At 67.8% G+C, this 22,460-nt stretch carries 23 protein-coding genes; 14 read left to right on the top strand and 9 right to left on the bottom strand.

What is annotated here, in order from left to right; all coding sequences use genetic code 11:
* Nucleotides 1–52: 52 nt before the first annotated feature.
* From RXV88_RS08720 to rbfA, 5 genes are all read right to left on the bottom strand, one after another.
* On the bottom strand, nt 53–295 hold the full coding sequence (locus RXV88_RS08720) for a DUF4170 domain-containing protein (RefSeq protein ID WP_316292041.1): 243 nt from the start codon (nt 293–295) through the stop codon (nt 53–55).
* A 74-nt stretch (nt 296–369) separates the two neighbouring features.
* Nucleotides 370–1,140 carry a 3'(2'),5'-bisphosphate nucleotidase CysQ gene (locus tag RXV88_RS08715; protein WP_316292039.1) on the bottom strand — a complete coding sequence of 257 codons (771 nt, stop codon included), beginning with the start codon at nt 1,138–1,140 and terminating at the stop codon, nt 370–372.
* A complete protein-coding gene (locus tag RXV88_RS08710; protein ID WP_316292037.1) occupies nt 1,127–2,473 on the bottom strand; it encodes a TldD/PmbA family protein in 1,347 nt (448 codons plus the stop codon). Before RXV88_RS08710 ends, RXV88_RS08715 begins: the two co-directional genes overlap by 14 nt.
* A gap of 67 nt (nt 2,474–2,540) precedes the next feature.
* Complete coding sequence (locus RXV88_RS08705) at nt 2,541–3,308, bottom strand: phosphodiester glycosidase family protein (protein ID WP_410468810.1); 768 nt, start codon at nt 3,306–3,308, stop codon at nt 2,541–2,543.
* The gene (gene rbfA / locus RXV88_RS08700) at nt 3,280–3,675 is read right to left on the bottom strand and encodes a 30S ribosome-binding factor RbfA (protein WP_316292035.1); all 396 of its coding nucleotides are present in this window, start codon (nt 3,673–3,675) and stop codon (nt 3,280–3,282) included. The genes RXV88_RS08705 and rbfA overlap by 29 nt, the downstream gene beginning before the upstream one ends.
* A gap of 87 nt (nt 3,676–3,762) precedes the next feature.
* Here rbfA and dapB point away from each other — a divergent pair, with 87 nt between their 5' ends.
* Nucleotides 3,763–4,581: a 4-hydroxy-tetrahydrodipicolinate reductase gene (dapB, locus tag RXV88_RS08695; RefSeq protein WP_316292032.1), complete on the top strand. Its 819-nt coding sequence runs from the start codon at nt 3,763–3,765 to the stop codon at nt 4,579–4,581.
* Nucleotides 4,582–4,689: 108 nt separating this feature from the next.
* Nucleotides 4,690–5,028: a dihydrodipicolinate reductase gene (locus tag RXV88_RS08690; protein WP_316292030.1), complete on the top strand. Its 339-nt coding sequence runs from the start codon at nt 4,690–4,692 to the stop codon at nt 5,026–5,028.
* A gap of 115 nt (nt 5,029–5,143) precedes the next feature.
* Here the strand turns inward: RXV88_RS08690 and RXV88_RS08685 are convergent, their stop codons facing one another.
* A complete protein-coding gene (locus RXV88_RS08685; RefSeq protein ID WP_316292028.1) occupies nt 5,144–5,329 on the bottom strand; it encodes a DUF1674 domain-containing protein in 186 nt (61 codons plus the stop codon).
* An 86-nt stretch (nt 5,330–5,415) separates the two neighbouring features.
* Between RXV88_RS08685 and RXV88_RS08680 the strand changes: the two genes are divergently transcribed.
* From RXV88_RS08680 to RXV88_RS08645, 8 genes are all read left to right on the top strand, one after another.
* Nucleotides 5,416–6,681: an RsmB/NOP family class I SAM-dependent RNA methyltransferase gene (locus tag RXV88_RS08680; RefSeq protein WP_316292027.1), complete on the top strand. Its 1,266-nt coding sequence runs from the start codon at nt 5,416–5,418 to the stop codon at nt 6,679–6,681.
* Between the two features lie 98 nt (nt 6,682–6,779).
* Nucleotides 6,780–8,528 carry a heparinase II/III family protein gene (locus RXV88_RS08675; RefSeq protein WP_316292026.1) on the top strand — a complete coding sequence of 583 codons (1,749 nt, stop codon included), beginning with the start codon at nt 6,780–6,782 and terminating at the stop codon, nt 8,526–8,528.
* Nucleotides 8,529–8,549: 21 nt separating this feature from the next.
* Complete coding sequence (gene purH, locus RXV88_RS08670) at nt 8,550–10,139, top strand: bifunctional phosphoribosylaminoimidazolecarboxamide formyltransferase/IMP cyclohydrolase (RefSeq protein ID WP_316292025.1); 1,590 nt, start codon at nt 8,550–8,552, stop codon at nt 10,137–10,139.
* Nucleotides 10,140–10,267: 128 nt separating this feature from the next.
* Nucleotides 10,268–10,687, top strand: coding sequence for a nuclear transport factor 2 family protein (locus RXV88_RS08665; RefSeq protein ID WP_316292024.1), 420 nt, complete (start codon nt 10,268–10,270; stop codon nt 10,685–10,687).
* Nucleotides 10,688–10,786: 99 nt separating this feature from the next.
* Entirely contained in the window at nt 10,787–11,269 is a 483-nt protein-coding gene (gene lspA, locus RXV88_RS08660) for a signal peptidase II (RefSeq protein ID WP_316292022.1), read from the top strand.
* A gap of 53 nt (nt 11,270–11,322) precedes the next feature.
* Entirely contained in the window at nt 11,323–11,841 is a 519-nt protein-coding gene (locus RXV88_RS08655) for a DUF3035 domain-containing protein (RefSeq protein WP_316292020.1), read from the top strand.
* 82 nt (nt 11,842–11,923) lie between these two features.
* On the top strand, nt 11,924–13,270 hold the full coding sequence (locus RXV88_RS08650) for a pitrilysin family protein (protein WP_316292018.1): 1,347 nt from the start codon (nt 11,924–11,926) through the stop codon (nt 13,268–13,270).
* The gene (locus RXV88_RS08645; protein ID WP_316292016.1) at nt 13,267–14,583 is read left to right on the top strand and encodes a pitrilysin family protein; all 1,317 of its coding nucleotides are present in this window, start codon (nt 13,267–13,269) and stop codon (nt 14,581–14,583) included. The genes RXV88_RS08650 and RXV88_RS08645 overlap by 4 nt, the downstream gene beginning before the upstream one ends.
* Before the next feature lie 38 nt (nt 14,584–14,621).
* Here the strand turns inward: RXV88_RS08645 and dapA are convergent, their stop codons facing one another.
* Nucleotides 14,622–15,497, bottom strand: coding sequence for a 4-hydroxy-tetrahydrodipicolinate synthase (gene dapA / locus RXV88_RS08640; protein WP_316292015.1), 876 nt, complete (start codon nt 15,495–15,497; stop codon nt 14,622–14,624).
* Between the two features lie 149 nt (nt 15,498–15,646).
* Between dapA and RXV88_RS08635 the strand changes: the two genes are divergently transcribed.
* Nucleotides 15,647–17,605 carry a lytic transglycosylase domain-containing protein gene (locus tag RXV88_RS08635; RefSeq protein ID WP_316292013.1) on the top strand — a complete coding sequence of 653 codons (1,959 nt, stop codon included), beginning with the start codon at nt 15,647–15,649 and terminating at the stop codon, nt 17,603–17,605.
* Here RXV88_RS08635 and RXV88_RS08630 read toward each other — a convergent pair.
* On the bottom strand, nt 17,570–18,436 hold the full coding sequence (locus RXV88_RS08630; protein WP_316292012.1) for a DMT family transporter: 867 nt from the start codon (nt 18,434–18,436) through the stop codon (nt 17,570–17,572). The two genes, RXV88_RS08635 and RXV88_RS08630, sit on opposite strands and share 36 nt — an antisense overlap.
* Nucleotides 18,433–19,110 carry a tRNA (5-methylaminomethyl-2-thiouridine)(34)-methyltransferase MnmD gene (gene mnmD / locus RXV88_RS08625; protein WP_316292010.1) on the bottom strand — a complete coding sequence of 226 codons (678 nt, stop codon included), beginning with the start codon at nt 19,108–19,110 and terminating at the stop codon, nt 18,433–18,435. The genes RXV88_RS08630 and mnmD overlap by 4 nt, the downstream gene beginning before the upstream one ends.
* 49 nt (nt 19,111–19,159) lie before the next feature.
* On the opposite strand from mnmD, the gene RXV88_RS08620 reads away from it, so the two are divergent.
* The 3 genes from RXV88_RS08620 (at nt 19,160) to RXV88_RS08610 (ending at nt 22,023) form a co-directional block, all read left to right on the top strand.
* On the top strand, nt 19,160–20,194 hold the full coding sequence (locus tag RXV88_RS08620) for an FAD-dependent oxidoreductase (protein ID WP_316292008.1): 1,035 nt from the start codon (nt 19,160–19,162) through the stop codon (nt 20,192–20,194).
* A 190-nt stretch (nt 20,195–20,384) separates the two neighbouring features.
* Nucleotides 20,385–21,305, top strand: coding sequence for a manganese-dependent inorganic pyrophosphatase (locus RXV88_RS08615; RefSeq protein ID WP_316292007.1), 921 nt, complete (start codon nt 20,385–20,387; stop codon nt 21,303–21,305).
* Nucleotides 21,306–21,651: 346 nt separating this feature from the next.
* Nucleotides 21,652–22,023 (top strand): hypothetical protein, encoded by a 372-nt coding sequence (locus RXV88_RS08610; protein ID WP_316292006.1) that lies wholly within the window; start codon nt 21,652–21,654, stop codon nt 22,021–22,023.
* Nucleotides 22,024–22,460 lie beyond the last annotated feature (437 nt).

The raw sequence follows: 22,460 nt of genomic DNA, 5'->3' as shown, positions 1-22,460 counted from the left end.
CCCTGAGGAGCGCAAGGTAGGTGCGGAGCGGGAAGGACCGTCTGGCCAAGTGTCAGCCCTGGTTTTCCGTCGCGGACGGGGCGGCCTGCGCATCGCGCAGCTTGCCCAGATCGGCGATGAAATAGCGTGTGTGGGCATTGTCCACGGTGCGGTGCGCCTCGGCCTTCCAGGCGTCGTAGGCGGCCTCGTAGGTCGGGAAGATGCCGACGATATGGATGTCGTCCACGTTGCGGAACACGTTCGAGGACGGGTCGACCAGTTCGCCGCCAAAGACGAGATGCAGGCGTTGGGCCATGGAAAATCCTTTCATGAGCGATGTTCCGCGCAACCTACGCGCCCTGCGGTGGCGGTCAAGCGCCGAGGCGGGCCCTAGAGATGGCGCAGGATATCCGCGTGCAGGGCGGGGTTTGCGGCCACCACGCCCGCGGTCTGCGGCACGGGGTTGTTGAAGCGCAGCGGCTGGCCGGTGCGGTCGCTGGTGGCGGCCCCGGCCTCTTCGAGGATCAGCGTGCCGGCGGCGATGTCCCATTCCCAGCTTGGCCGGAAGGTGAACATGGCGTCATAGCGCCCCTCGGCCACGAGGCTGAGGCGATAGGCCAGCGACGGGCGGTGGCTGCGCCGGAACGCGGGCACTTGGCCGCGCCAATGCCGGGGATCGAGGCTGGGGCGGGTGGCCAGAACGTGGGCCTGCGCGGCCTCCGGCGTCGCGGCGACCCTGACGGGTTCGTCATTAAGCCGCGCGCCGCCGCCCACGCTCGCGGCGTAAAGCTTGCCGCGCAGGGGCAGATAGACGACGGCGGCGGTGACGACGCCGTCGCGGGCCACGGCCAGAGAATGCGCCCAGGTGTCCGAGCCTTCGACGAAGGACCGCGTGCCGTCGATGGGATCGACGATGAACACCTCGCGCCGGGTCAGCCGGTCGGCGGTGTCGGCGCTTTCCTCGCTCAGCCAGCCGTAATCGGGGCGCGCCCCGCGCAGGAGGGTGGCCAGCACATCGTTGACGGCCAGATCCGCCGCCGTCACCGGGCCTTGCCCGTCGTCCTTGTGGCGCACGTCCAGCGGGCCGCCGACGAATGTGGTGGCGACCTCGGCCGCCGCGTGGGCGGCGCGGGTCAGAAGCGCCAGGTCACTCTCCGGCAAGGGTCAGACCTTCGACCAGAAGCGACGGCACCACGCGGCTCAGCCAGGGGCGGGCGTCGTTTGCGGGGGTCATCCGGCGCAGCATCTCGCGCAGATTGCCGGCGATGGTCACGCCGCTGACGGGATAGGCGATCTCGCCGTTCTCGACCCAGAAGCCCGCGGCGCCCCGGCTGTAATCGCCGGTGTTGGGGTTGATTGTCGAGCCGATCATCGAGGTCACCACCAGCCCGGTGCCCATCTGGGCGATCAGCCCGGCGCGGTCGGTGTCGCCCTGCGTCAGTTCGAGGTTCCAGGGCGTCGGAGACGGTCCGCCGGAGGTGCTGCGCGCGGCGTTGCCGGTGGATTGCAGCCCCAGCTTGCGCGCGGTCGCCAGATCGAGCGTCCAGCCTTTCAGCACGCCATCCTCGACGATGGCGCGGCGCTGCGTCGGCAGGCCCTCGGCGTCGAAGGGCCGGGAGGCACCGGCGCGGGGCCGGTGCGGGTCTTCGATCAGGGACAGGCCGTCGGGCAGAACCGGATGGTCCATCGCATCCCGCAGCCAGGACGCGCCGCGCGCGATGGCCGACCCGTTGACCGCCGCCATAAGGTGCCCCACCAGCGAGGCCGCGACGCGTTCGTCGAAGATCACAGGGTAGGCCCCGGTCTTGGGTTTGCGCGGGGACAGCCGCTCCAGCGTGCGCTCGGCGGCGGTGCGGCCGATGTCCTGGGCGCTGCGCAGGTCGGACTGGAAGATGCGGCTGTCGCCGTCGAAGTCGCGCTCCATCCCCGTTCCGGACCCTGCGATGGCCACGCAGGAGGTGCTGCGCGAGGTCCGGGTGTAGCCGCCCGAAAAGCCGTTGGTCGCCGCCAGATGAATGCGCCGCGCGCCGTAGCCGGCGCTGGCCGCGTCGATCCGGGTGATGCCCTCGACCGCCAGCGCCGCCGCCTCGGCCGTGCGCGCGTCTTCTTCCAGAGCGGCAGGCGCGGGTTCGGGCGCAGGGTCGGCCAGCTCCAGCGCGGCGACATCCCAGTCGCGCGCCAGCTGGTCAGGGTCGGCAAGGCCCACATGCGGGTCCTCTGGCGCCTCGCGGGCCATGGCGACGGCGCGCTCGGCCATGGCGGCGAGCGTTTCCGGGCGGGTGTCCGAGGACGACACGTTGGCGCTGCGCCGCCCGATCAGGACCCGAAGGCCGATATCCGTCGCCTCGGACCGCTCTGCCTGTTCCAGCACGCCGTTGCGCACGTCGATCGACAGCGAGGTGCCGTCGATTGCGATGGCGTCGGCGGCATCGGCCCCGGCCTTGCGGGCGGCGGTCAGCAGGGATTGGGTGAGATCGGCAAGGGATTGCGACATGAAAGCTCCGGCGTATGGGATGACGCTGAGGTAGGCCGGGCCGCGCCGCAGCGCAAGGTCCGGCGGGTCAACGGTTGGTGACGACGCCCAGAATGGGCCCCATGTAGCGCCCCAGATCCGACCGCCCCAGCGCGGGCGCGTAAAGGCGCGATACGTTGCCGTCGAGAAACAGCGCCTGCGGCAGCGCCAGGTGATCGCGAAAGAGCCGCCCGAATTGGTGAAACGTGACCGCCTCGTCCGAGATCGCCAGCACCACGCGGGTTCCATCGGCGCTGGTGCCGACCCCGTTGCGGATGTAGCGCGAGGTGCTGTCGGGCAGGAACCGCGGATGCAGCGCGCCGTCGATCACCAGCATCGGCCCGGATTGCGTGGCAAAGCGGCAGGCAGGGGACTCTTCGAGATAGCGCAGGGTCTCGATCACATCGGCGCGCCCGTCGCCGATGCAGAAGACGCCGTTGGGCAACAGCCCGAAATTCCCCGGCCCGGCATTGGGGATCACGCGCATGATCTCTTGCCCGTTCTCGACGTAATGGCCGACGGGCGCGCGGTCGTCGTGATACATCCCGCCGTTCATGGCGATCTCGAGGCGCTTGCCCTGCGCCTCCAATGCTGCGTCGATGCGCTGGAACTGGCCGTAGAGGACACCCTGCTCGTCGTAGAGAAAGAGCCGCAGATCGTCCTCTGCCGGGTCGATCTCGCACAGGGTGTAGTTGGTGCCGTTGAACCTGTCTTCGCGGCACATGGCGGCCTCCGCGCCCGGCGCCGTGCCGAACGCGGTCAGAAGGGCGATCAGAGCGAGGGGGGTCTTAATCCTCCAGGTCACGCCGTACCGCATCCTGGTTGAACATGCGCCGCGTGTCGTCGAGCCGGTCGAAGGTCTCGTCCAGGCGAAACCGCAGCTCCGGCGCGAATTTCAGGGTCAGCCCCTTGGACACGGCGCGGCGCAGCTCGGACCGGTTGCGTTTGAGAAGCTCGAACATGTCGTCGCTGCCCTTGCCGCCCAAAGGCACGACATAGGCGGTCGCCACCTTGAGATCGGGCGACACGCGCACCTCGCCCACGGTGATCGACAGGCGGTTGAGTTCGGGGTCGTGGATATCGCCGCGCATCAGCACGTCCGACAGGGTGCGGCGGATCAGTTCGCCGACGCGCAGCTGTCTTTGGCTGGGTCCGGGGCCGTCATGGAATCTGTTCTTGGACATACGTTCCATCTATGCCCTCGCGCGGCCTTTGCCAAGCGCGCCGGACCGGGGTAAGGAAACAAGCCGAGCGACAGGGAGTGACGGGCGATGACAGAGCAGCCGGGCGTTGTGGTGACAGGGGTGTCGGGCCGGATGGGCCAGATGCTGGTGCACGAGATTTTGGCCAGCGACAAGCTGCGGCTGGCCGGCGCTTTGGAACGGCCGGGGCACGACTGGATCGGTCAGGATTTGGGCACCGCCATGGGCGGCGCGCCGCTGGGTGTGCTGGTGGGCGACGACCCGCTCGAGGCCTTCGCGCGCGCGCAGGCGGTAATCGATTTCACCGCGCCGGCGGCCACGGTGGCCTTCGCCGATCTGGCGGCGCAGGCGCGCGCGGTGCATGTGATCGGCACCACCGGCCTTTCGGACAACGATCTGGAGCGGATCAAGGCCGCCGCGCGGCATGCGGTCATCGTGCGCGCGGGCAACATGAGCCTGGGCGTCAACCTGCTGACCCAATTGACCAAGCGCGTCGCGGCGGCGCTGGATGCCGACTGGGACATCGAGATCGTCGAGACCCATCACAACCGCAAGGTCGACGCGCCCTCGGGCACGGCGCTGATGCTGGGCGAGGCGGCGGCGGAAGGGCGCGGCGTGTCGCTGGCCGAGGTGTCGGACCGCGGCCGCGACGGGCTGACCGGCGCGCGCAAGCGTGGCGATATCGGCTTTGCCGCGATTCGCGGCGGCGACGTGGTGGGCGAGCACGACGTGATTTTCGCCGCCGCGGGCGAGCGCATCGTTCTGCGCCATATCGCCAGCGACCGGGCGCTGTTTGCGCGGGGCGCGCTGAAGGCTGCGCTCTGGGGGCAGGACAAGCGGCCCGGGGAATACGACATGCTGGATGTGCTGGGCCTGTCCGAGGAGTGATCCGCCCCACCCGGGCCTGATCCGACCGGCGGTTCGCGCCGTATAAGGACCAGAACCGGAGACGAGGCTGTCATGCGTTTGCGACGACTCATGTGTAAGGTCGGCGGTATGGCCGGCGCGATCTTGCTGGCCGCGCCCGGCATCGCATCGGCGGAACTGCCGATGGTGTCCGACAAGACCGAATTCGTCCGCCTTGTGGCGGGAAAAACCCTGACGCGCCCGCTGGTGCGGCTGCAGGTGAGCCCGGACGGCGAAATCGCCGGGCGGGGTGCCGCCTGGGACATCACCGGCGCCTGGAGCTGGAAAGACGGATATTTCTGCCGCGATCTGAACTGGGGCGGCGATGAGCTGGCCTATAATTGCCAGGAGGTGCGGTCGGACGGATCGCGGATCCGGTTTACCTCCGACGAGGGCGCGGGCGAGTCGGCGGATTTTCGTCTGAAATAGGCGCCGGCGCTGGCCGTGGCGGAGCTCCCGCCATCCCACCCCGCGCCGCCACGGCCAGCGCCTGTGGCGGATGGGAGATAACGACGTTTCGGGCTGCGCGTGTGGCCTGCGTCGATCAGAAGTCGATCGCCAGACCGCCCTTTTCCCAATCGCCGTAACGCACGGGCTCCGGCCCGTCGCGGCCACCCAGTTCGGTCGGCATGGCCTTTGCTTCGGCCTTGGCCTTGGCGCGGCGTTCCTCAGCCTCGGCCAGGGCGCGCCGGGCGGCGGGTGGCAGATCGCGATCGGGCGTGTCGGTCATGGCAGGTTTCCTCTCGGTCGAGCCCTTGATATACGCCCCCGAAGCGGCCCGGCAAGGGGCCGTTCCTCCGGATAGGGATGCATTGAATGGCTCGTTCTGCCCCCACGGCGCGACAGGTCGCCGTTCAGATGCTGGACCAGGTGCTGGGGCAGGGGCGGCTGATTTCCGAGCTGTCGGGTCTGCCGTCGCTGGCCGCTTTGGCCCCTGCCGAGCGCGCGGCGGCGCTGCGGCTTACGAACGAAACGCTGCGCGGGCTGGAACGGGCGGACCGGGTGCTCAAGCCGTTTCTGAAGAAACCGCCGCCGCTGACCGTGACGAACGTGTTACGGCTGGCGACGGTCGAGCTTTGCACCGGAGGGGCGGCGCATGGGGTGGTGAACGAGGCGGTGCGCCTGGTGGCCGAGGGCCGCAAGACCGCCGGGATGAAGGGGCTGGTGAACGCCGTGCTGCGGCGGGTGGCCGACAAGGGGCCCGGCCAATGGGCGGTGCTGCGGGTGCCGCGCCTGCCCGACTGGTTGCGCGGCCCGCTGGTCGAGGCCTGGGGCCGCGAGCCGGTGATGGCGATGGAGGCCGCGCATTTCGCCGGTGCGCCGCTCGACCTGACGGCCAAGGGCGATCCAGCGGCGGTTGCGCGCGCGGTGGGCGGTGCTCTGTTGCCGACGGGGTCGGTGCGGCTGGCGGCGGGGGCGCAGGTGACGGCGCTGCCGGGCTACGACGCCGGCGACTGGTGGGTGCAGGACGCTGCCGCAGCGCTTCCTGCGCGTTTATTGGGCGATGTACGGGGCCTTAAGGTGCTGGACATGTGCGCGGCCCCGGGCGGCAAAACGATGCAGCTGGCGGCGGCGGGGGCCGAGGTGACGGCGCTCGATCTGTCGGCGGCGCGGCTGGTGCGGGTCGAGGAGAACCTCGCGCGGACCGGGCTGACGGCGACCTGTGTCGAGGGCGACGCGCTGACCCACGAGGGGCGCTATCACGCCATCCTGCTGGATGCGCCCTGTTCGGCTACGGGCACCATCCGACGCCATCCCGATCTGCCGCACGCCCGGACCGGCGACGGGATTTCCGAGCTGATCGGCCAGCAGGCGGCGATGATCGACCACGCGCTGAGCCTGCTCGCGCCCGGCGGGCGGCTGGTGTTCTGCACCTGCTCGCTGATCCCCGACGAAGGTGAGGTGCAGGTGACCGAGGCGCTGGCCCGCCATCCCGGCCTGACGGTTCAGCCCGTCAAGGCACCCTGGATCGAGGACGCCTGGCGCAGCGCCGAGGGCGGGCTTCGCCTGCGGCCCGATTTTTGGGCAGAGAGGGGCGGGATGGACGGATTTTACATGGCGGTCCTCGGCCCATCGGGCTGAGGCGCATCAGAACAAGTCGACTTCACGGCGCGTGCGGGGTACTCTGACACAAACGCCCCCGCGAAGGCGGGCAAGAGGCTGAGCAAGGCTATAAGACCATGTCGGACCGGCAGAGCTTTTACGCTGCGCTGACGCGCCTGCGCAATCGCGTGGCGGCGTGGCTGGCGGCACGGTCGCGCCCGGCCACGGCCTTTGTGTCGCAGCCCGAGCCGCGCACGGTCGGATCGTTCGCGCGCGGGCGGCAGCTGACCGCCGGGAACCTGCTTTTTGCCGGCCATTTCATCGAAACCAAGGGTGCGGTGATCTGGGATCTCGACCCGCCCGACGCCGCGTTCGAGGAAGAGATCCACGGTTTTGCCTGGCTCGACGATCTGGCGGCGGTGGGCGATGCGGCGACGCGCGGGCTGGCGCAAGAGTGGCTCTGGGCCTGGATCGAGCGTTACGGGCGCGGCACCGGCCCGGGCTGGACGCCCGAGCTGGCCGGTCGGCGGCTGATCCGCTGGATTCAGCACGCGCTCTTTCTGCTGCGCGGACAGGACAGCGCGGCCTCGGCGGCGTTTTACCGCGCGCTGGGCGCGCAGACGATCTTTCTGGGCCGCCGCTGGGGCGCCTCCGCGCCCGGGCTGCCGCGCTTCGAGGCGCTGACCGGGCTGATCTATGCCGGGTTGTCGCTCGAGGGAATGGAGAAATACGCCGAACCGGCGCATCGCGCGTTGGGGCTCGAATGCGCGCGGCAGGTCGATGCGCAGGGCGGCATTCCGACCCGCAACCCCGAAGAGCTGCTAGAGGTCTTCACGCTGCTGACCTGGGCCGCCGCCGCGCTGGACGAGGCCGATCTGCGCCCCGACCCGCAGCTGACCGCCGCCATCGGACGCATCGCGCCGACCCTGCGCACGCTGCGCCATTCGGACGGCGGGCTGGCGCGGTTTCACGGCGGCGGGCGCGGCATCGAGGGGCGGCTGGAGCAGGCGCTGGCCGCCAGCGGCAACAAGAAACGCCAGGCCGACGGGCTGGCGATGGGCTATGCGAGGTTGTCGGCGGGCCGTACCAGCATCGTCGTCGACGCGGCCCCGCCGCCCACTGGCAAGGCGAGCTTTAACGCCCATGCCTCGACCCTCGCGTTCGAGCTGACCTCGGGCCGCCGGCCGCTGATCGTGAACTGCGGATCGGGTGCGATCTTTGGCGAGGAGTGGCGCCGCGCGGGGCGGGCCACGCCGTCGCATTCCTCGCTCAGCCTCGAGGGGTATTCCAGCGCGCGGCTGGGCGCGCCCGGCTGGATCGGCGCGGCCCGCCGCGAGATGCTGGAGGACGCGCCGGTCAACGTGCCGGTGCAGCTGACCCAGGCGCCAGACGGCATCCGTTTCGAGGGCGGGCACGACGGCTATGTCGCGACCCACGGGCTGACCCATGCGCGGATTCTGGAACTGACCTTCGACGGGCGCGGGCTGGTGGGCGAGGACATGCTGATGACGCTGGACGACGCCGCCAAGCGCCGCTTCGACGCGGCGATGGACGCGGTGCGGCTGGCGGGCGTGCCCTACCAGATTCGTTTTCACATCCATCCCGAGGTCGATGTGGCGCTCGATATGGGCGGCGCGGCGGTGTCGATGGCGCTGCGGTCGGGGGAAATCTGGGTGTTCCGGCACGAGGGCGACATAGATTTGTCGCTTGAGCCGTCGGTTTACCTGGAAAAAGGCCGTCTGCGCCCCCGTGCCACACAGCAGATTGTTTTATCCGGCCGCGCGATGGGCTATGCGACGCGCGTCCGCTGGTCCCTGGCCAAGGCGCAGGACACCGCGATGGCGGTGCGCGACCTGGCACAGGACGAGGTGGTCGAAAGTTTCTGAAGCCATCCGGGAAGCCACCCTATGCCGAATCTCCACCCTGTCCGCCGCGCCCTCATCTCCGTTTCCGACAAGACCGGTCTGATCGACCTCGGCGAGGCGCTGGCCGCTCGCGGGATCGAGATCCTGTCGACCGGAGGATCCGCCGCGGCGCTGCGCGGCGCGGGCGTGCCGGTCAAGGACGTGTCCGAGGTCACTGGTTTCCCCGAGATGATGGACGGGCGGGTCAAGACCCTGCATCCCAAGGTGCATGGCGGCCTTCTGGCGCTGCGCGACGACGACGCCCATGTGCAGGCGATGGAAGAGCACGGCATCGGTGCGATCGACCTGCTGGTCGTCAACCTCTACCCGTTCGAGGAAACCGTCGCCAAGGGCGCGGATTACGACACCTGCATCGAAAACATCGACATCGGCGGCCCGGCGATGATCCGCGCGGCGGCCAAAAACCATGCCTTTGTCAATGTCGTGGTGGACGTGATGGATTACGCGCCGCTGTTGCACGAGCTCGACCAGAACGACGGCCAGACCTCTTATGCGTTTCGCCAGCACCTGGCGCTGACGGCCTATGCCCGCACCGGTGCCTATGACGCGGCGGTCAGCACCTGGATGGCCGAGGCGCTGGACGAGACGAACCCGCGCCGCAGGGTCTTTGCCGGGCAGCTGGCGCAGCCGCTGCGCTATGGCGAGAACCCGCATCAGTCGGCGGCTTTCTACACCACCGGGCGCGCGCGCCCCGGCGTGGCCAGCGCCGAGCAGCACCAGGGCAAGGAACTGAGCTACAACAACATCAACGATACCGACGCGGCCTTTGAGCTGGTCAGCGAATTCCGGCCCGAGAACGGCCCCGCCTGCGCCATCATCAAACACGCCAACCCCTGCGGCGTGGCGCGCGGCGCGACGCTGGCCGAGGCCTATGGCCGCGCCTTCGACTGCGACCGGACTTCGGCTTTCGGCGGTATCATCGCGCTGAACCAGACGCTGGACGAGGCCACCGCCCAGGCCATCACCGAGATCTTCACCGAGGTGGTGATCGCCCCCGACGCCACCGATGCCGCGCGCAAGGTGTTCTCTGCAAAGAGGAACCTGCGCCTGCTGACCACCGGCGGTCTGGCCGATCCGGCCGAAGCCGCGCTGGCGGTGCGGCAGGTGTCGGGCGGGTACCTGGTGCAGGACCGCGACGCCGGGACGCTGTCGATGGACGATCTGCGGGTGGTGACGAAGAAAACCCCGACCGAGGCGCAGATGGCCGACCTGATGTTCGCCTGGACCGTGGCCAAGCACGTGAAATCCAACGCAATCGTCTATGTCCGCGACGGCGCCACCGTCGGCGTGGGCGCGGGCCAGATGAGTCGCGTCGACAGCACCCGCATCGCCGCGCGCAAGGCGCAGGACATGGCCGAGGTTCTGGGCCTGCCTGCGCCGCTGACGCAAGGCTCGGTCGTGGCGTCGGATGCGTTTTTCCCGTTCCCCGACGGCCTGCTGACGGCGGCCGAGGCTGGCGCACAGGCGGTTATCCAGCCCGGCGGCTCGATGCGCGACGACGATGTGATCGCCGCTGCCGACGAGGCCGGGCTGGCCATGGTCTTTACCGGAATGCGCCATTTCCGGCACTGATTGCGGAAAGGACCGAGGCTCCCGGCGCGGTATCCGACCGCGCCGAACCGCTTGCGCGGAACGGGGCGTGGTTTGGTGTATGCTCCCTGTGGCGCCAGAACGGCGTCGCGGCAGGGGAGGATCACCACATGGACGACGACACGGAAATCAGAGCGCTCATTGGCGCGCATTTCGAAGGCATGCGCTGGGGGCCGGAGACCGAACCGGATTGGGACAGGTTCCGACAGGATTTTATGCCCGAAGCCATCCTGCTCGGCGCAGCCCGGCCCGTGACCGTCAGATCGCTGGAGACCTTCGTCGACAGGATGGAGGCCGTTGCCCGCGCCAACCTGCATTCGTTCGAGGAACACACGAAGGGCATGCAAATCCTTCGGTTCGGCAATATCGCCGTGGTCCTGGCAATGTCGGAACTGCTGGAAAACGGCGCGGACGTGAGCCACGACATCAGCGGCTATCTGCTGGTGAAATCTGAGGGCCGTTGGTCGATTGCCGCCCACGCCTGGGACCAGGCGGGCGAGGGCAAACCGGTTCCGGACGCCCTTTGGTGACCGCTGGGGCCGACCGCCGGGAATGACGCTGGCGCCGGGCGGGCTTTTTGCGTATGCCTTGCCGAAACGCGGCATAGACCCGACGGGCAGGAGCAGGACATGCGTCTGGTGGCGCTGGTGGCAGTAGTGATCTTCGTACTCGACCAGCTGACGAAATGGCTGGTGGTGCATGTGCTCGACCTGGCGACGCTGGGCGAGATCGACGTGCTGCCGCCGTTCCTGAATTTCCGCATGGCGTGGAATTATGGCATCAACTTCGGTCTGCTGTCGGGGCAGGCGCCGTTGACGCGCTGGATCCTGATTTCCGTCGCCGTCGGGATCGTGCTTTTCGTGCTCGTGTGGCTGCGGCGCGATCCGCCGGGGCGGTTGGGCCTGATCGCGGGCGGTCTGCTGATCGGCGGGGCGCTGGGCAACGTAATCGACCGGCTGCTTTACGGCGCGGTGGCGGATTTCCTCAATATGTCCTGCTGCGGGTTCGAAAACCCCTATGCCTTCAACGTCGCCGATATTTCGATCTTTGCGGGGGCGTTGGGGCTGGTGCTCTTTCCCGGCCCGTCGCATCAGAGCAAAAAGGCCCCGTGACCTTGGCGACGAGATGCGCTACTCCTGAGCCCGGACGAAACCGGAGGCGAACGATGCCGGTGCTGCGCGCGCTTTTTCTGCTGTCACTGATGGGGCTTGCCGCCTGCGGCGGGCGTGAGCGCGATATCACGCTGCACGACCTGCGGACCAACAGCCGCGAGCCCGAGGAATTCTCGATCGTGCCCAGCAAGCCGCTGGCCACCCCCGAAAGCTTTGCCGAACTTCCCGGCCCCACGCCGGGCCGCGCCAACCGCGCGGATCAGACGCCGCTGTCGGACGCGGTGGCGGCGCTGGGGGGCAACCCGGCGCGGCTGCGGGCCGATGGCGTGCCCGCGTCGGATGGCGCGCTGATCCAGCGCGCCGGGCGCTTTGGCGTCGACGGCAACATCCGCGAGGATCTGGCCGCCGCCGATCTGGAATTCCGCAAGACCCGGTCGCGCTTTACCTTCTCGATCGTGCCCGAGGACGATTACTATCGCATCTACAGGCGCCAGGCGATCGACCCCTACCGCCAGCTGCTGCGCTTCCGCCGGCTGGGCGTCCAGACCCCGAGCGCCCCGCCCGAGGAGTGATCCGCTCACAAAGCCGTTGGCGGGCTTGATCTTAGGCGTGCGGGGCGTACCTATTTGCCGTGATCAAGGGAGAGAGGGTTTCATGCTCAGACTGCTTGCCGTGACCGCCGCGCTGCTTCTGGCCGCGCTTCCGCTGCGGGCGGAGGGGATCAACGATCTGGTGACCACCTTCACGCTCGACAACGGCATGGATGTGGTCGTGATCGAGGATCACCGCGCCCCCGTCGTCGTGCATATGGTCTGGTATCGCGCCGGATCGGCGGACGAACCCGCCGGATCGTCGGGCGTGGCCCATTTCCTGGAACATCTGCTGTTTAAGGGCACCGACACGCTGGCGCCCGGTGAGTTCAGCAAGGTCGTCGCCGCCAACGGCGGCACCGACAACGCGTTCACCAGCTACGACTACACCGGCTATTTTCAGCGCGTGGCAGCCGACCGGCTGGGCCTGATGATGCAGATGGAGGCGGACCGGATGGTCAACCTCAACCTCGGCCCAGAGGACATCCTGACCGAACGCGAGGTCATCATTGAGGAACGCAACCAGCGGGTCGAAAACGACCCCGGCGCGCTTTTCCGCGAGCAGCGCAATGCGGCGCTTTATATGAACCACCGCTACGGCGTGCCGATCATCGGCTGGCGGCACGAGATGGAGACGTTGGATCTCGACGCCGCGCTGGCGTTCTACAAACGCCATTACGCGCCCAACAACGCGATCCTGATCGTCGCGGGCGACACCACGCCCGAAGAGGTGCGCGCGCTGGCCCAAGAGCATTACGGCCCGCTGCCCGCCAACCCCGAGCTGGGCCCGCGCCTGCGCCCGCAGGAGCCGGTCCAGATGTCCGAACGCCGGCTGACCTTCCGCGATGCGCGTGTCGCCCAGCCTTATGTGATCCGCACCTATCTGGCGCCGGAACGCGACCCGGGCGCGCAGGAAACCGCCGCGGCGCTGGTGATGCTGTCAGAAATCCTCGGCGGCGGGCAGACCTCGGTTCTGAACCGCAAGCTGCAGTTCGAAAAGCAAAAGGCCGTCTACACCAGCGCCTTTTACAGCGGCGTGTCGCTGGACGACACGTCCTTCGGGCTGGTGATCGTGCCATCGCAGGGCGTGAGCCTGCAAGAGGCCGAGGATGCGCTGGATACCGCCGTGGCGGAGTTCCTGGAGGAGGGCGTCGATGCCGAGCAGCTCGAGCGGATCAAGTTCCAGCTGCGCGCGCAGCAAATCTATGCCCGCGACGACGTCAGCCAGTTGGCGCGGCGCTATGGGGCCGCGCTGACCGCCGAGTTGACCGTCGAGGACGTACAGGCCTGGCCCGACGTGCTTCAGGCCGTGACAGAGGACGACATCCTGGCCGCCGCCCGCATGGTGTTCGACCGCAAGAATTCGGTGACCGGCTGGCTGATGAGTGAAGAGACCGAGGTGACGCAATGAAATACCTGCTGACCGCGCTTTTCGCGGCGCTGCTGGCGCTGCCCGCCCGCGCCGACATCGAGATCGAAGAGGTCACCAGCCCCGGCGGCATCACCGCGTGGCTGGTCGAGGAACCGTCGATCCCCTTCGTGTCGCTTGAACTGCGCTTTCGCGGCGGCGCGTCGCTTGACCTGCCGGGCAATCGTGGCGCGGTGAACCTGATGGTCGGGTTGCTGGAAGAAGGGGCGGGCGAGCGCGATGCGCGCGGCTTTGCCGAGGCGGCGGAATCGATTGCGGCCAGTTTCAGCTTTGACGCCAGCGACGACGCGGTGTCGGTCTCGGCGCGGTTTCTCAAGGAAACCCAGCCGGAGGCGCTGGCGCTCTTGCGCGATGCGCTGACCGCGCCGCGCTTTGACGCGGACGCGCTGGAACGGGTGCGCGCGCAGGTGATCTCGGGCATCCGTTCGGATCTGAAGGACCCTGACAGCATCGCCTCGGCGGCTTTCGACCGGATGGTGTTCGGCGATCACCCCTACGGTTCTGCGCGCGAAGGCACCGAAGACAGCGTTGCAGCACTGACCCGCGACGATCTGATCGACGCCCACGCCGGGGTTCTGACCCGCGACCGCGTCTATGTCGCCGCCGCCGGGGACATCACCGGCGAAGAACTGAGCGCGCTGCTGGATGACCTGCTGGGCGATCTGCCCGCCACCGGCCGCCCCCAGCCCGCCGATGTGGCGGTCACGACCGAGGCCGGCGCGACCGTGGTGCCCTTCGACACGCCGCAATCGGTCGCTCTTTTCGGTCATGAGGGGATCGAACGGGACGACCCGGATTTCTTTGCAGCCTACGTTATGAACCAGATCCTCGGCGCGGGTGGCTTCGAATCGCGGCTGATGAACGAGGTGCGCGAAAAGCGCGGGCTGACCTATGGGGTTTACAGCTACCTCGTGCCCAAGGACCACGCGGCGCTGTACCTGGGCCGTGTCGCCTCGGCCAACGACCGGATCGCCGAGGCGATTGACGTGATCCGCGCCGAATGGGAACGGCTTGCCGCCGAAGGCGTGAGCGAGGAAGAACTGGCCGAGGCCAAGACCTACCTCACCGGGGCCTATCCGCTGCGCTTTGACGGCAATGGGCCGATTGCGGATATCCTTGTTGGGATGCAGATGGACCATCTGCCGCTCGACTATGTCGAGACCCGCAACGACAAGGTCGCGGCGGTCACGCTGGACGACGTTTCGCGCGTGGCCGAAAGGCTGCTGCGCCCCGAGGCGCTGCATTTCGTCGTGGTGGGACAGCCCGAGGGGCTGGAGGCGACGCCGGGCCAGTGACCGGGCGGTGACGGGGCCGTCACGCGGCCCCGTCACCATCAGTTCAGCAGGCCCGCGTGGCGCATCGCCGCGTCCATCTTGGCGCGCGTCGGTTCTGTCAGCGGCAAGAGCGGCGGGCGCACGTCCTCGGCGCAGAGACCAAGCTTGGACATGCCGTACTTGGCACCGCAGAGCCCCGGCTCGGTAAAGATCGCCTGATGCAGGGGCATCAGCCGGTCCTGCAATTCCAGCGCCTTGGCAAAGTCGCCCGCCAGGCAAGCCTCTTGCAGATCCGCGCAGAGCCGCGGCGCCACATTCGCCGTGACCGAGATGCAGCCCACGCCGCCATGCGCGTGAAAGCCATGCGCCAGCGGGTCCTCGCCCGAGATCTGCAGGAAGTCCTTGCCGCAGGTGATGCGCTGCGCGCTGACGCGCGACAGATCGCCGGTCGAATCCTTGACCCCGACGATGCGCGGCAGTTTCGCCAGTTCGCCCATCGTGTCGGGCGTCATGTCCACGGCCGACCGGCCGGGGATGTTGTAGATGATGATCGGCAGGGTGCAGCTGTCATGCGCCATGGTGAAATGCGCGATCATGCCGGCCTGGGTGGGGCGGTTGTAATAGGGCGTCACCACCAGCGCCGCATCCGCGCCGACCCGCTCGGCGTGTTGCAGAAAGCGGATCGTCTCGGTGGTGTTGTTCGACCCGGCCCCGGCGATCACCGGCAGCCGTCCGGCCGAGGTCTGCACGACGCATTCCACCACCGCCTCGTGTTCGGCATGGCTGAGCGTCGGCGATTCGCCCGTGGTGCCCACCGGCACAAGCCCGTGGCTGCCCTGTTCGATATGCCATTCGACCAGGCGTTTGAGCGTCTCGAAATCCACCGCACCGTCCTTGAACGGGGTGACCAGGGCAGGCATTGACCCCTTAAACATGACACGCTCCTTTTGGTTCGGTTGCGCCGGAGCTCCGGCGATGATGCGCGGCTTTTCGCGGCTCCCCCCGGGATTGTGAGTTGAAGGCCGCCGCGCGCGCGATATCCTGATATGGGTCTATTCCTTTTCGGCACGGAAATTGCAAGCTCATGTCGCGTCTTCTTGCCTTGGTGTTCTGTGTGCTGGCGATGCCGGTTCTGGCGCAGGGGGCGGACCGCCCGCTGGCCCGCGCGATGGAGGCGCTGCGCGACGGCAACTGGGCCGCCGCCCAGATCGAGGCGCGCGGCGACGGGCAGGTCGCGCTGGATGTGATCCTCTGGCACCACCTGCGCGCGGGCAATGGCGATGCCGGCCAGGTCATGGATTTCCTTGCGCGCAATCCCGACTGGCCCGGGCTGCCCTATCTGCGCGAAAAGTCCGAGATCGCCATGGCCGAGGCGGGTCACGACGCGGTTCTGGCCTTTTTCGGCGACAGCCGGCCGCAGACCGGCACCGGTGCGCTGGCGCTGGCGCGCGCGCATGTGGCCAAGGGCGATCCCGGTCTGGCAGAGGCCGACGTGGTCATTGCCTGGCGCACCCTGGCGATGAGCGACGAGGAACAGGCGGCGCTGCTGGCCGAATGGCGGCCGCAATTGCGGGCGCATCACATTGCCCGGCTGGACATGGCGCTCTGGCGCGGCTGGGAGGTCAACGCCCGGCGCATGGTGCCGCTGGTGGGCGAGGATTGGCAGGCGCTGGCCAAGGCGCGGCTGGCGCTGCGCAACAACGCGCCGGGGGTCGACGCGATGATCGCGGCGGTGCCGGAAAAACTGCGCGACCATCCCGGTCTGGCCTACGAGCGGTTCCGTTGGCGCGCGCGCAAGGGCCGCGACGCCGATGCGATCGAGCTCTTGCTGGAACGTTCGGTCACTGCAGACGCGCTGGGCGAGCCCTGGGCCTGGGCGCGCGAGCGCCGCGATCTTGCGCGGCAGTTGATGCGCGGCGGCGATCCCGCGCGCGCCTATCGCATCGCCTCGGCCCACGGGCTGACCGAGGGGTCGGATTACGCCGATCTGGAGTGGCTGTCGGGCTATCTGTCGCTGCGGTTTCTCAATGAACCCGCCCGCGCGCTGGCGCATTTCCAGAACCACCGCGACGCGGTCGAGACACCGATTTCGCTGGGCCGCGCGGGCTATTGGATCGGCCGCGCCCATGAGGCTCTGGGCCAGAACGACGCCGCGGCCGAGGCCTATGTCGCAGGAGCGCGCTATCAGACCTCGTTCTACGGCCTGCTGGCCGCCGAGGCCGGGGGCCTGCCGCCCGACCCGCAGCTTGCGGGGACAGAGACCTTTCCCGACTGGCGCACGGCGCCTTTCACCAAATCCTCGGTCTATCAGGCGGCAATCCTGCTGCTGGCCTCGGGCGAGACGGTGCTGTCGGAACGCTTTCTGACACATCTGGCGGAATCGCTCGACCGGACGCAGATCGGCCAGATGGGCGCCATGCTGGAGGAAATGAACCGCCCGCATATGCAGGTCATGCTGGGCAAGCGCGCGGCGCAGTCGGGTATCGAGCTGCCGGGGCCCTATTACGCGCTGCATCCCGATCTGATCGGGCGCAAGAATCCGGTGCCCACGGAACTGGTGCTGGCCATCGCGCGCCGCGAATCGGAATTCGACCCGCGTGTGGTGTCGGGTGCAGGCGCGCGCGGGCTGATGCAGCTGATGCCGGGCACGGCGCGGGAAGTGTCGGGCAAGCTGGGGCTCGACTATTCGCTGGCGGGTTTGCTCGACGACCCGGCCTATAACGCCACGCTGGGCGCGGCCTATCTGGCCGAACTGGCCGAGCGGTTCGACGGCAACGCGGTGATGATGGCGGCGGGTTACAACGCCGGGCCGTCACGCCCTATCCGCTGGATGGAAGAGCGCGGCGATCCGCGCCGGAGCGGGATCGACATCGTCGACTGGATCGAGCTGATCCCCTTCAACGAGACCCGCAACTATGTCATGCGCGTGACCGAAAGCCTGCCGGTCTACCGCGCGCGGCTCGGCCTGAACCCGCATCCGGTGCCGTTTTCGCAAGAGCTGACCGGCTCAACCCTTTTGCCGCGCGCGCCAGAGGGTGAATAGCCCCGCCGCCACGATCAGCCCCGCGCCGAAGGCGACGTTGGCGCGGATCGTCTCGCCGAAAAGAAACACCCCGAAGGCACTGGCGAAGACCAGCTGCAAATAGGCAAAGGGCTGCACCGCGCTGGCCTCGGCGACCTCGTAGCACTTGATCAGCGTGTAATGCCCCATCGCCCCGGTGATGCAGAGCATCGCCATCCAGCCCCAATCGGGCGGGGTCATGTTCTGCCAGAACCAGATGCCGATCACGGTGGCCACCACCGCCCCGACCGTGCCGGTCCAGAAGAACGACGTGGCCGCGCTGTCGACCCGGCCGACATAGCGCGTCAGCAGCCCGTAAAGCGCGAACATCAGCGCCGCCAGCAGCGGGATCGCGGCATAGGGCGAAAAGACGCCCTGATCGGGTTGCAGGATGATCAGCACGCCGACGAAGCCCACGGCGATGGCGGCCCACCGCCGCCAGCCCACATGCTCGCCCAGCACCGGCCCGGACAGGGCGGCGATCAGCAGCGGGTAGCAGGCAAAGACCGCGTGGCTTTCGACCAGCCCCAGAAAGACGAAGCCTGCGACCATCACGTTGATCTCGAGCGCCAGAAGCGCCCCGCGAAAGGCCTGAACCCAGGGCATCGAGGACGCGGCAGCGGCGCGCAGGCCTCCGGCCTGGCGGGATGCGACCGTCATGACGAAGGCGGCAAAGAACCAGTAGCGGACCATGACCACCATCATGGCGTTGTACTCGCCGGCCAGATGGCGCGAGAGGCCGTCCTGCAGGGCAAAGATGAACGTGGTCACCACCATCAGCCAAATGCCGAGGCGGGTGTTCTGAGTGGTCATGTGGCGGGCATCCGGGCAAGGGTCATGTGGCGTTTGCGGCCATAGCCGGGGCCACGGGTGACCTCGAACCCGGCGTCGGCCAGCGCGCGGCGGATCGCGCCCGCGGCGGAATAGGTCGCGGCGGTTCCGCCTGGGGCCGTGTGGTCGCCGACGGCGCGCAGCAAGGCGGGCTCCCACAACTCGGGGTTCTTGGCGGGGGAAAAGCCGTCGAGGAACCAGGCGTCGGCCAGACCCTCCCAGCGCGGCAGGGTCTGCCGCGCGTCGCCGGCGATCAGGCGGAAATTCAGATCGGGCAGGGCGATTTCGGTCGCACCTTGCTGCCAGTAAGGGGCGAGTTCGGCGGCGAGCGCGGAGAGCTCGGGAAAGGCGGCTTGGGCGCGGATCATATCGGCGGCAGGTAGGGGGAAGGCCTCGAAACTGGTGAAGTGCAGGGTCCCGGGCTGACCGCTCTCGCGCCAGAGGTGCAGCGCGGCCAGCAGGTTGAGCCCGGTGCCGAAGCCCAGCTCGGCGATACGAAAGCCGTCGCGGAACCGCTCGGGCAGGCCGTTGCCCGCCAGAAAGACATGCCGCGTTTCCGCGAGCCCGTTGTCGAGCGAATAATACGGGTCGTCGAAGCGGGCCGAGACCGGCACCGCACCGTCGCGCCATGTCAGGCTGTCGGGGTGGTCGGGCATTGCGGGATGTCCTATGCAATGGCCGAGCAATAACGAGGGTTGAACGCCAATGGCAAGCGTCGATGTGACCGTTCGCGGGGCCGGGATTTTCGGCCTGTCGGTGGCTTGGGCCTGTGCGCGGCGCGGGGCGCGAGTGCGGGTCGTGGACCCCTATGGCCCCGGCGCCGGGTCCTCGGGCGGGATCGTCGGCGCGCTGGCCCCGCATGTACCCGAGAACTGGAACGCCAAGAAGGCGTTCCAGCTGGACAGCCTGTTGATGGCCGAGGACTGGTGGCGCGGGGTCGAGGCTGCGGGCGGCGTTCTGGCGGGCTATGGGCGCACCGGCCGGCTGCAGCCCCTGGCCGACGCGGCGGCGGTGGCCCTGGCCGAGGCGCGCGCCGTGGGCGCGGCGGAGCTCTGGCGCGGGCAGGCGGACTGGCGGGTCGTGTCCGAGCCGGGCGCTTTCGCGCCCGCCAGCCCGACCGGGCGCTGGGTCTTCGACAGCCTGACGGCGCGGCTGCACCCAGCCCGCGCCTGCGGCGCGCTGGTGGCGGCGCTGCGCGCGGTGGGCGGCGAGGTGGTGGACGACGCTCCGGACCGTGGCCAGGTGGTCTGGGCCACGGGCTGGCGCGGGCTGGCGGATCTGTCCGAGGCGCTGGCGCGCCCGGTGGGTGTGGGCGTGAAAGGGCAGGCTGTGCTGCTGCGGCACGCGGCGGTGGAGGACCCGCAGGTCTTTGTCGACGGCCTGCACATCGTGCCCCATGCGGACGGGACGGTCGCCATCGGGTCCACCTCGGAGCGGGAATTCGGCGATCCGGTGTTGACCGATGCGCAATGCGACGCGCTGTTGGACCGCGCGGTCGCGGCGCTGCCGCTCTTGCACGGCGCGCCGGTGGTCCGCCGCTGGGCCGGCGTGCGCCCGCGCGCGCGCAGCCGCGCGCCGATGCTGGGCCCCTGGCCAGGGCGCGCAGGGCGTTACGTGGCCAACGGCGGGTTCAAGATCGGCTTCGGCATGGCGCCGAAGGTGGGCGAGGTGATGGCCGATCTGCTGCTGGAGGGCGTGGACGCGATCCCCGAGGGATTCCGCGTGACCGACAACCTGTGATCCAGCGGTGCGCGCCGTTGGCGCGCGCCTGGTATCTCGGCCCCCGGGAGGCTCGGGGCCCGTGGCGGGCGTGACGCGCTAGTCGTGGGGCCGGCGGGTTGACGCAGGTGCGCGCTGGTGGGTGACAAGCCCCCACGGCACGCCTATAAGGCGCGCCGAATGGACATTCCGATGCACGAGGACGATGCAGATGACGACTCAGGTTTTTGGACATAAATCCCCCGACACCGACAGCACCGGCAGCCCGATCATCTGGGCCTGGTATCTCAGCGAAATCAAAGGCGAGGCCGCAAGCCCGGTGCTGCTGGGCGAGCCCAACACCGAAGCGGCGTTCATGCTGGAGCATTGGGGGCTCGAGAAGCCGGCGATCATCGCCGATGTCGAGGACGGCGCGCCGGTGGTGATCGTGGACACCAACAACCCCGCCGAGCTGCCCGCCAACATCAACAATGCCGACATCCGTGGCATCATCGACCATCACAAGCTGGTCGGCGGGCTGGAGACCAAGGGGCCGATCGACATCCGCATCGAGCCGCTGGCCTGCACCGCGACCATCATGTGGAAGATGATCGGCAAGGACCTGGCGCAGGCGCCCAAGGCCATCAAGGGCGCGATGCTGACCTGCATCCTGTCGGACACGATGGAATTCCGCTCGCCCACCACGACGCAGGAAGACAAGGCCGTCGCCCATGCGCTGGCCGAGGATCTGGGCGTGGACATCCCCGAGTATGCCGCGCAGATGTTCGCCGCCAAGTCGGACGTGTCCGCCTTTTCGGATGCCGAGCTGCTGCGCATGGACAGCAAGGAATACGCCGTTGACGGCACCAAGTTCCGGGTCTCGGTGCTCGAGACCACGTCGCCCGAGATCCCGCTGGACCGCAAGGACAGCCTGATGGCGACGATGGTCGACGTGGCCAAGGAAGACGGCGTCGATCAGGTGCTGCTCTTCGTCATCGACATCCTGAAAGAGGAAGCGACGCTGCTGGTGCCCAACGATCTGGTCAAGACCGTGGCCGAGAAGAGCTTTGACGCGACGGTCACCGGTGACACCGTGGTGCTGCCGGGGCTGATGAGCCGCAAAAAGCAGATCATACCGAACCTCAAGGTCTGAGACCCGGGGGGCCAAGACAGACAAACAGAAGGGGCCGCCATGCGCGGCCTTTTTTCCTGGGACATGGCAGCGGTAAACCCCGTTGCGCTTTGCGCGACAGAGTTTGTTCGCGATGGGAAACGGGCTTGGCCCATTGGTCTTTCATATCCAAGACCTCGATCAATTCCGTTTGGTCGCCGTATGTCTTCGCATGTCCGGAAGCGAGATCTTCGGAAGAAAGGCGGAACACCTGCCGGGATCGCGGTTGCGTGGATGGTCGAAACGCTCTACCTCCGCGTGACGTGTGGTATCGAGTAACGGGCGCAACATGGCAAAGACCAGGCCGTTTGACATATTTCCCGGTACGATGCCTGACGAAGACATCTTCCGGCCCCTCAAGATCGAGCTTGACCCCGGCGAGGTCAAGTTCTCTGCGCCTGCCCAGAAACATGCGTTGAAACGGCACCCCAACGATGTTCCCTTGATCGTGCCGCACCTGTCTCAGATCCTGTCTGCGCCTACATATTTGGGTGATGACCACAGGAACCCCGGTAAGATCGAAATCGTCGGCCGCATTTCCGGGGTCGCGGGAGCGGCTCTGGTCGCGCTCACCGTTAAGAAAGACGAAACGGATGGCTACTATCACGTCTGCTCAAGTTATTTCATCACTCAGTCGGAGCTTGATAAAAAGCGAGACAAAGGGATCTTGAAGATCGTCAAGCCGAGGACGAGGACTTGATTATGCAGCGACTGGCCGCTAATTAGCTGCTAGTGATTTTGAAGGTGTAAGGTGAGAACGCCCGCCTCACACACCGCGTAAAAGAGGTAAAGTAGGTCGCGAGGCCGAAGAGATACCGGATTTGACGGCAACGCTGTCAAATGAAAACTGGGACGCGGTTGCACTTTCGACATAGCCCCGCCTCTGGCGGGGTTTTTGGTGTCTTGGGCTTGTCGTGCGATCAGCCGAAAAATCCTCGGATCAGGTCGGTTCAGATGCAAGACTGGCCAAGAGTGGCCTTTGCCGGAAAAAGCTACGCCCAATTCCGGGCGTAGCCGTTCTTTTTCGTCATTGAGGCGCGTGCCGAATCTGACTGTATTCCTAAAGCGTCATCCTTGAAATCTGAATCGATGGGATTTCCACGTGCCGGATTTTGTGATTCACCATATGTGGAGGTG

The organism is Aestuariicoccus sp. MJ-SS9 (genome assembly GCF_032586235.1).
In the GTDB taxonomy this organism is placed as follows: Bacteria; Pseudomonadota; Alphaproteobacteria; order Rhodobacterales; family Rhodobacteraceae; genus Aestuariicoccus.
Note: the sequence above shows the minus strand (reverse complement) of the source record. Positions and strands in the feature narration are given on the sequence as shown.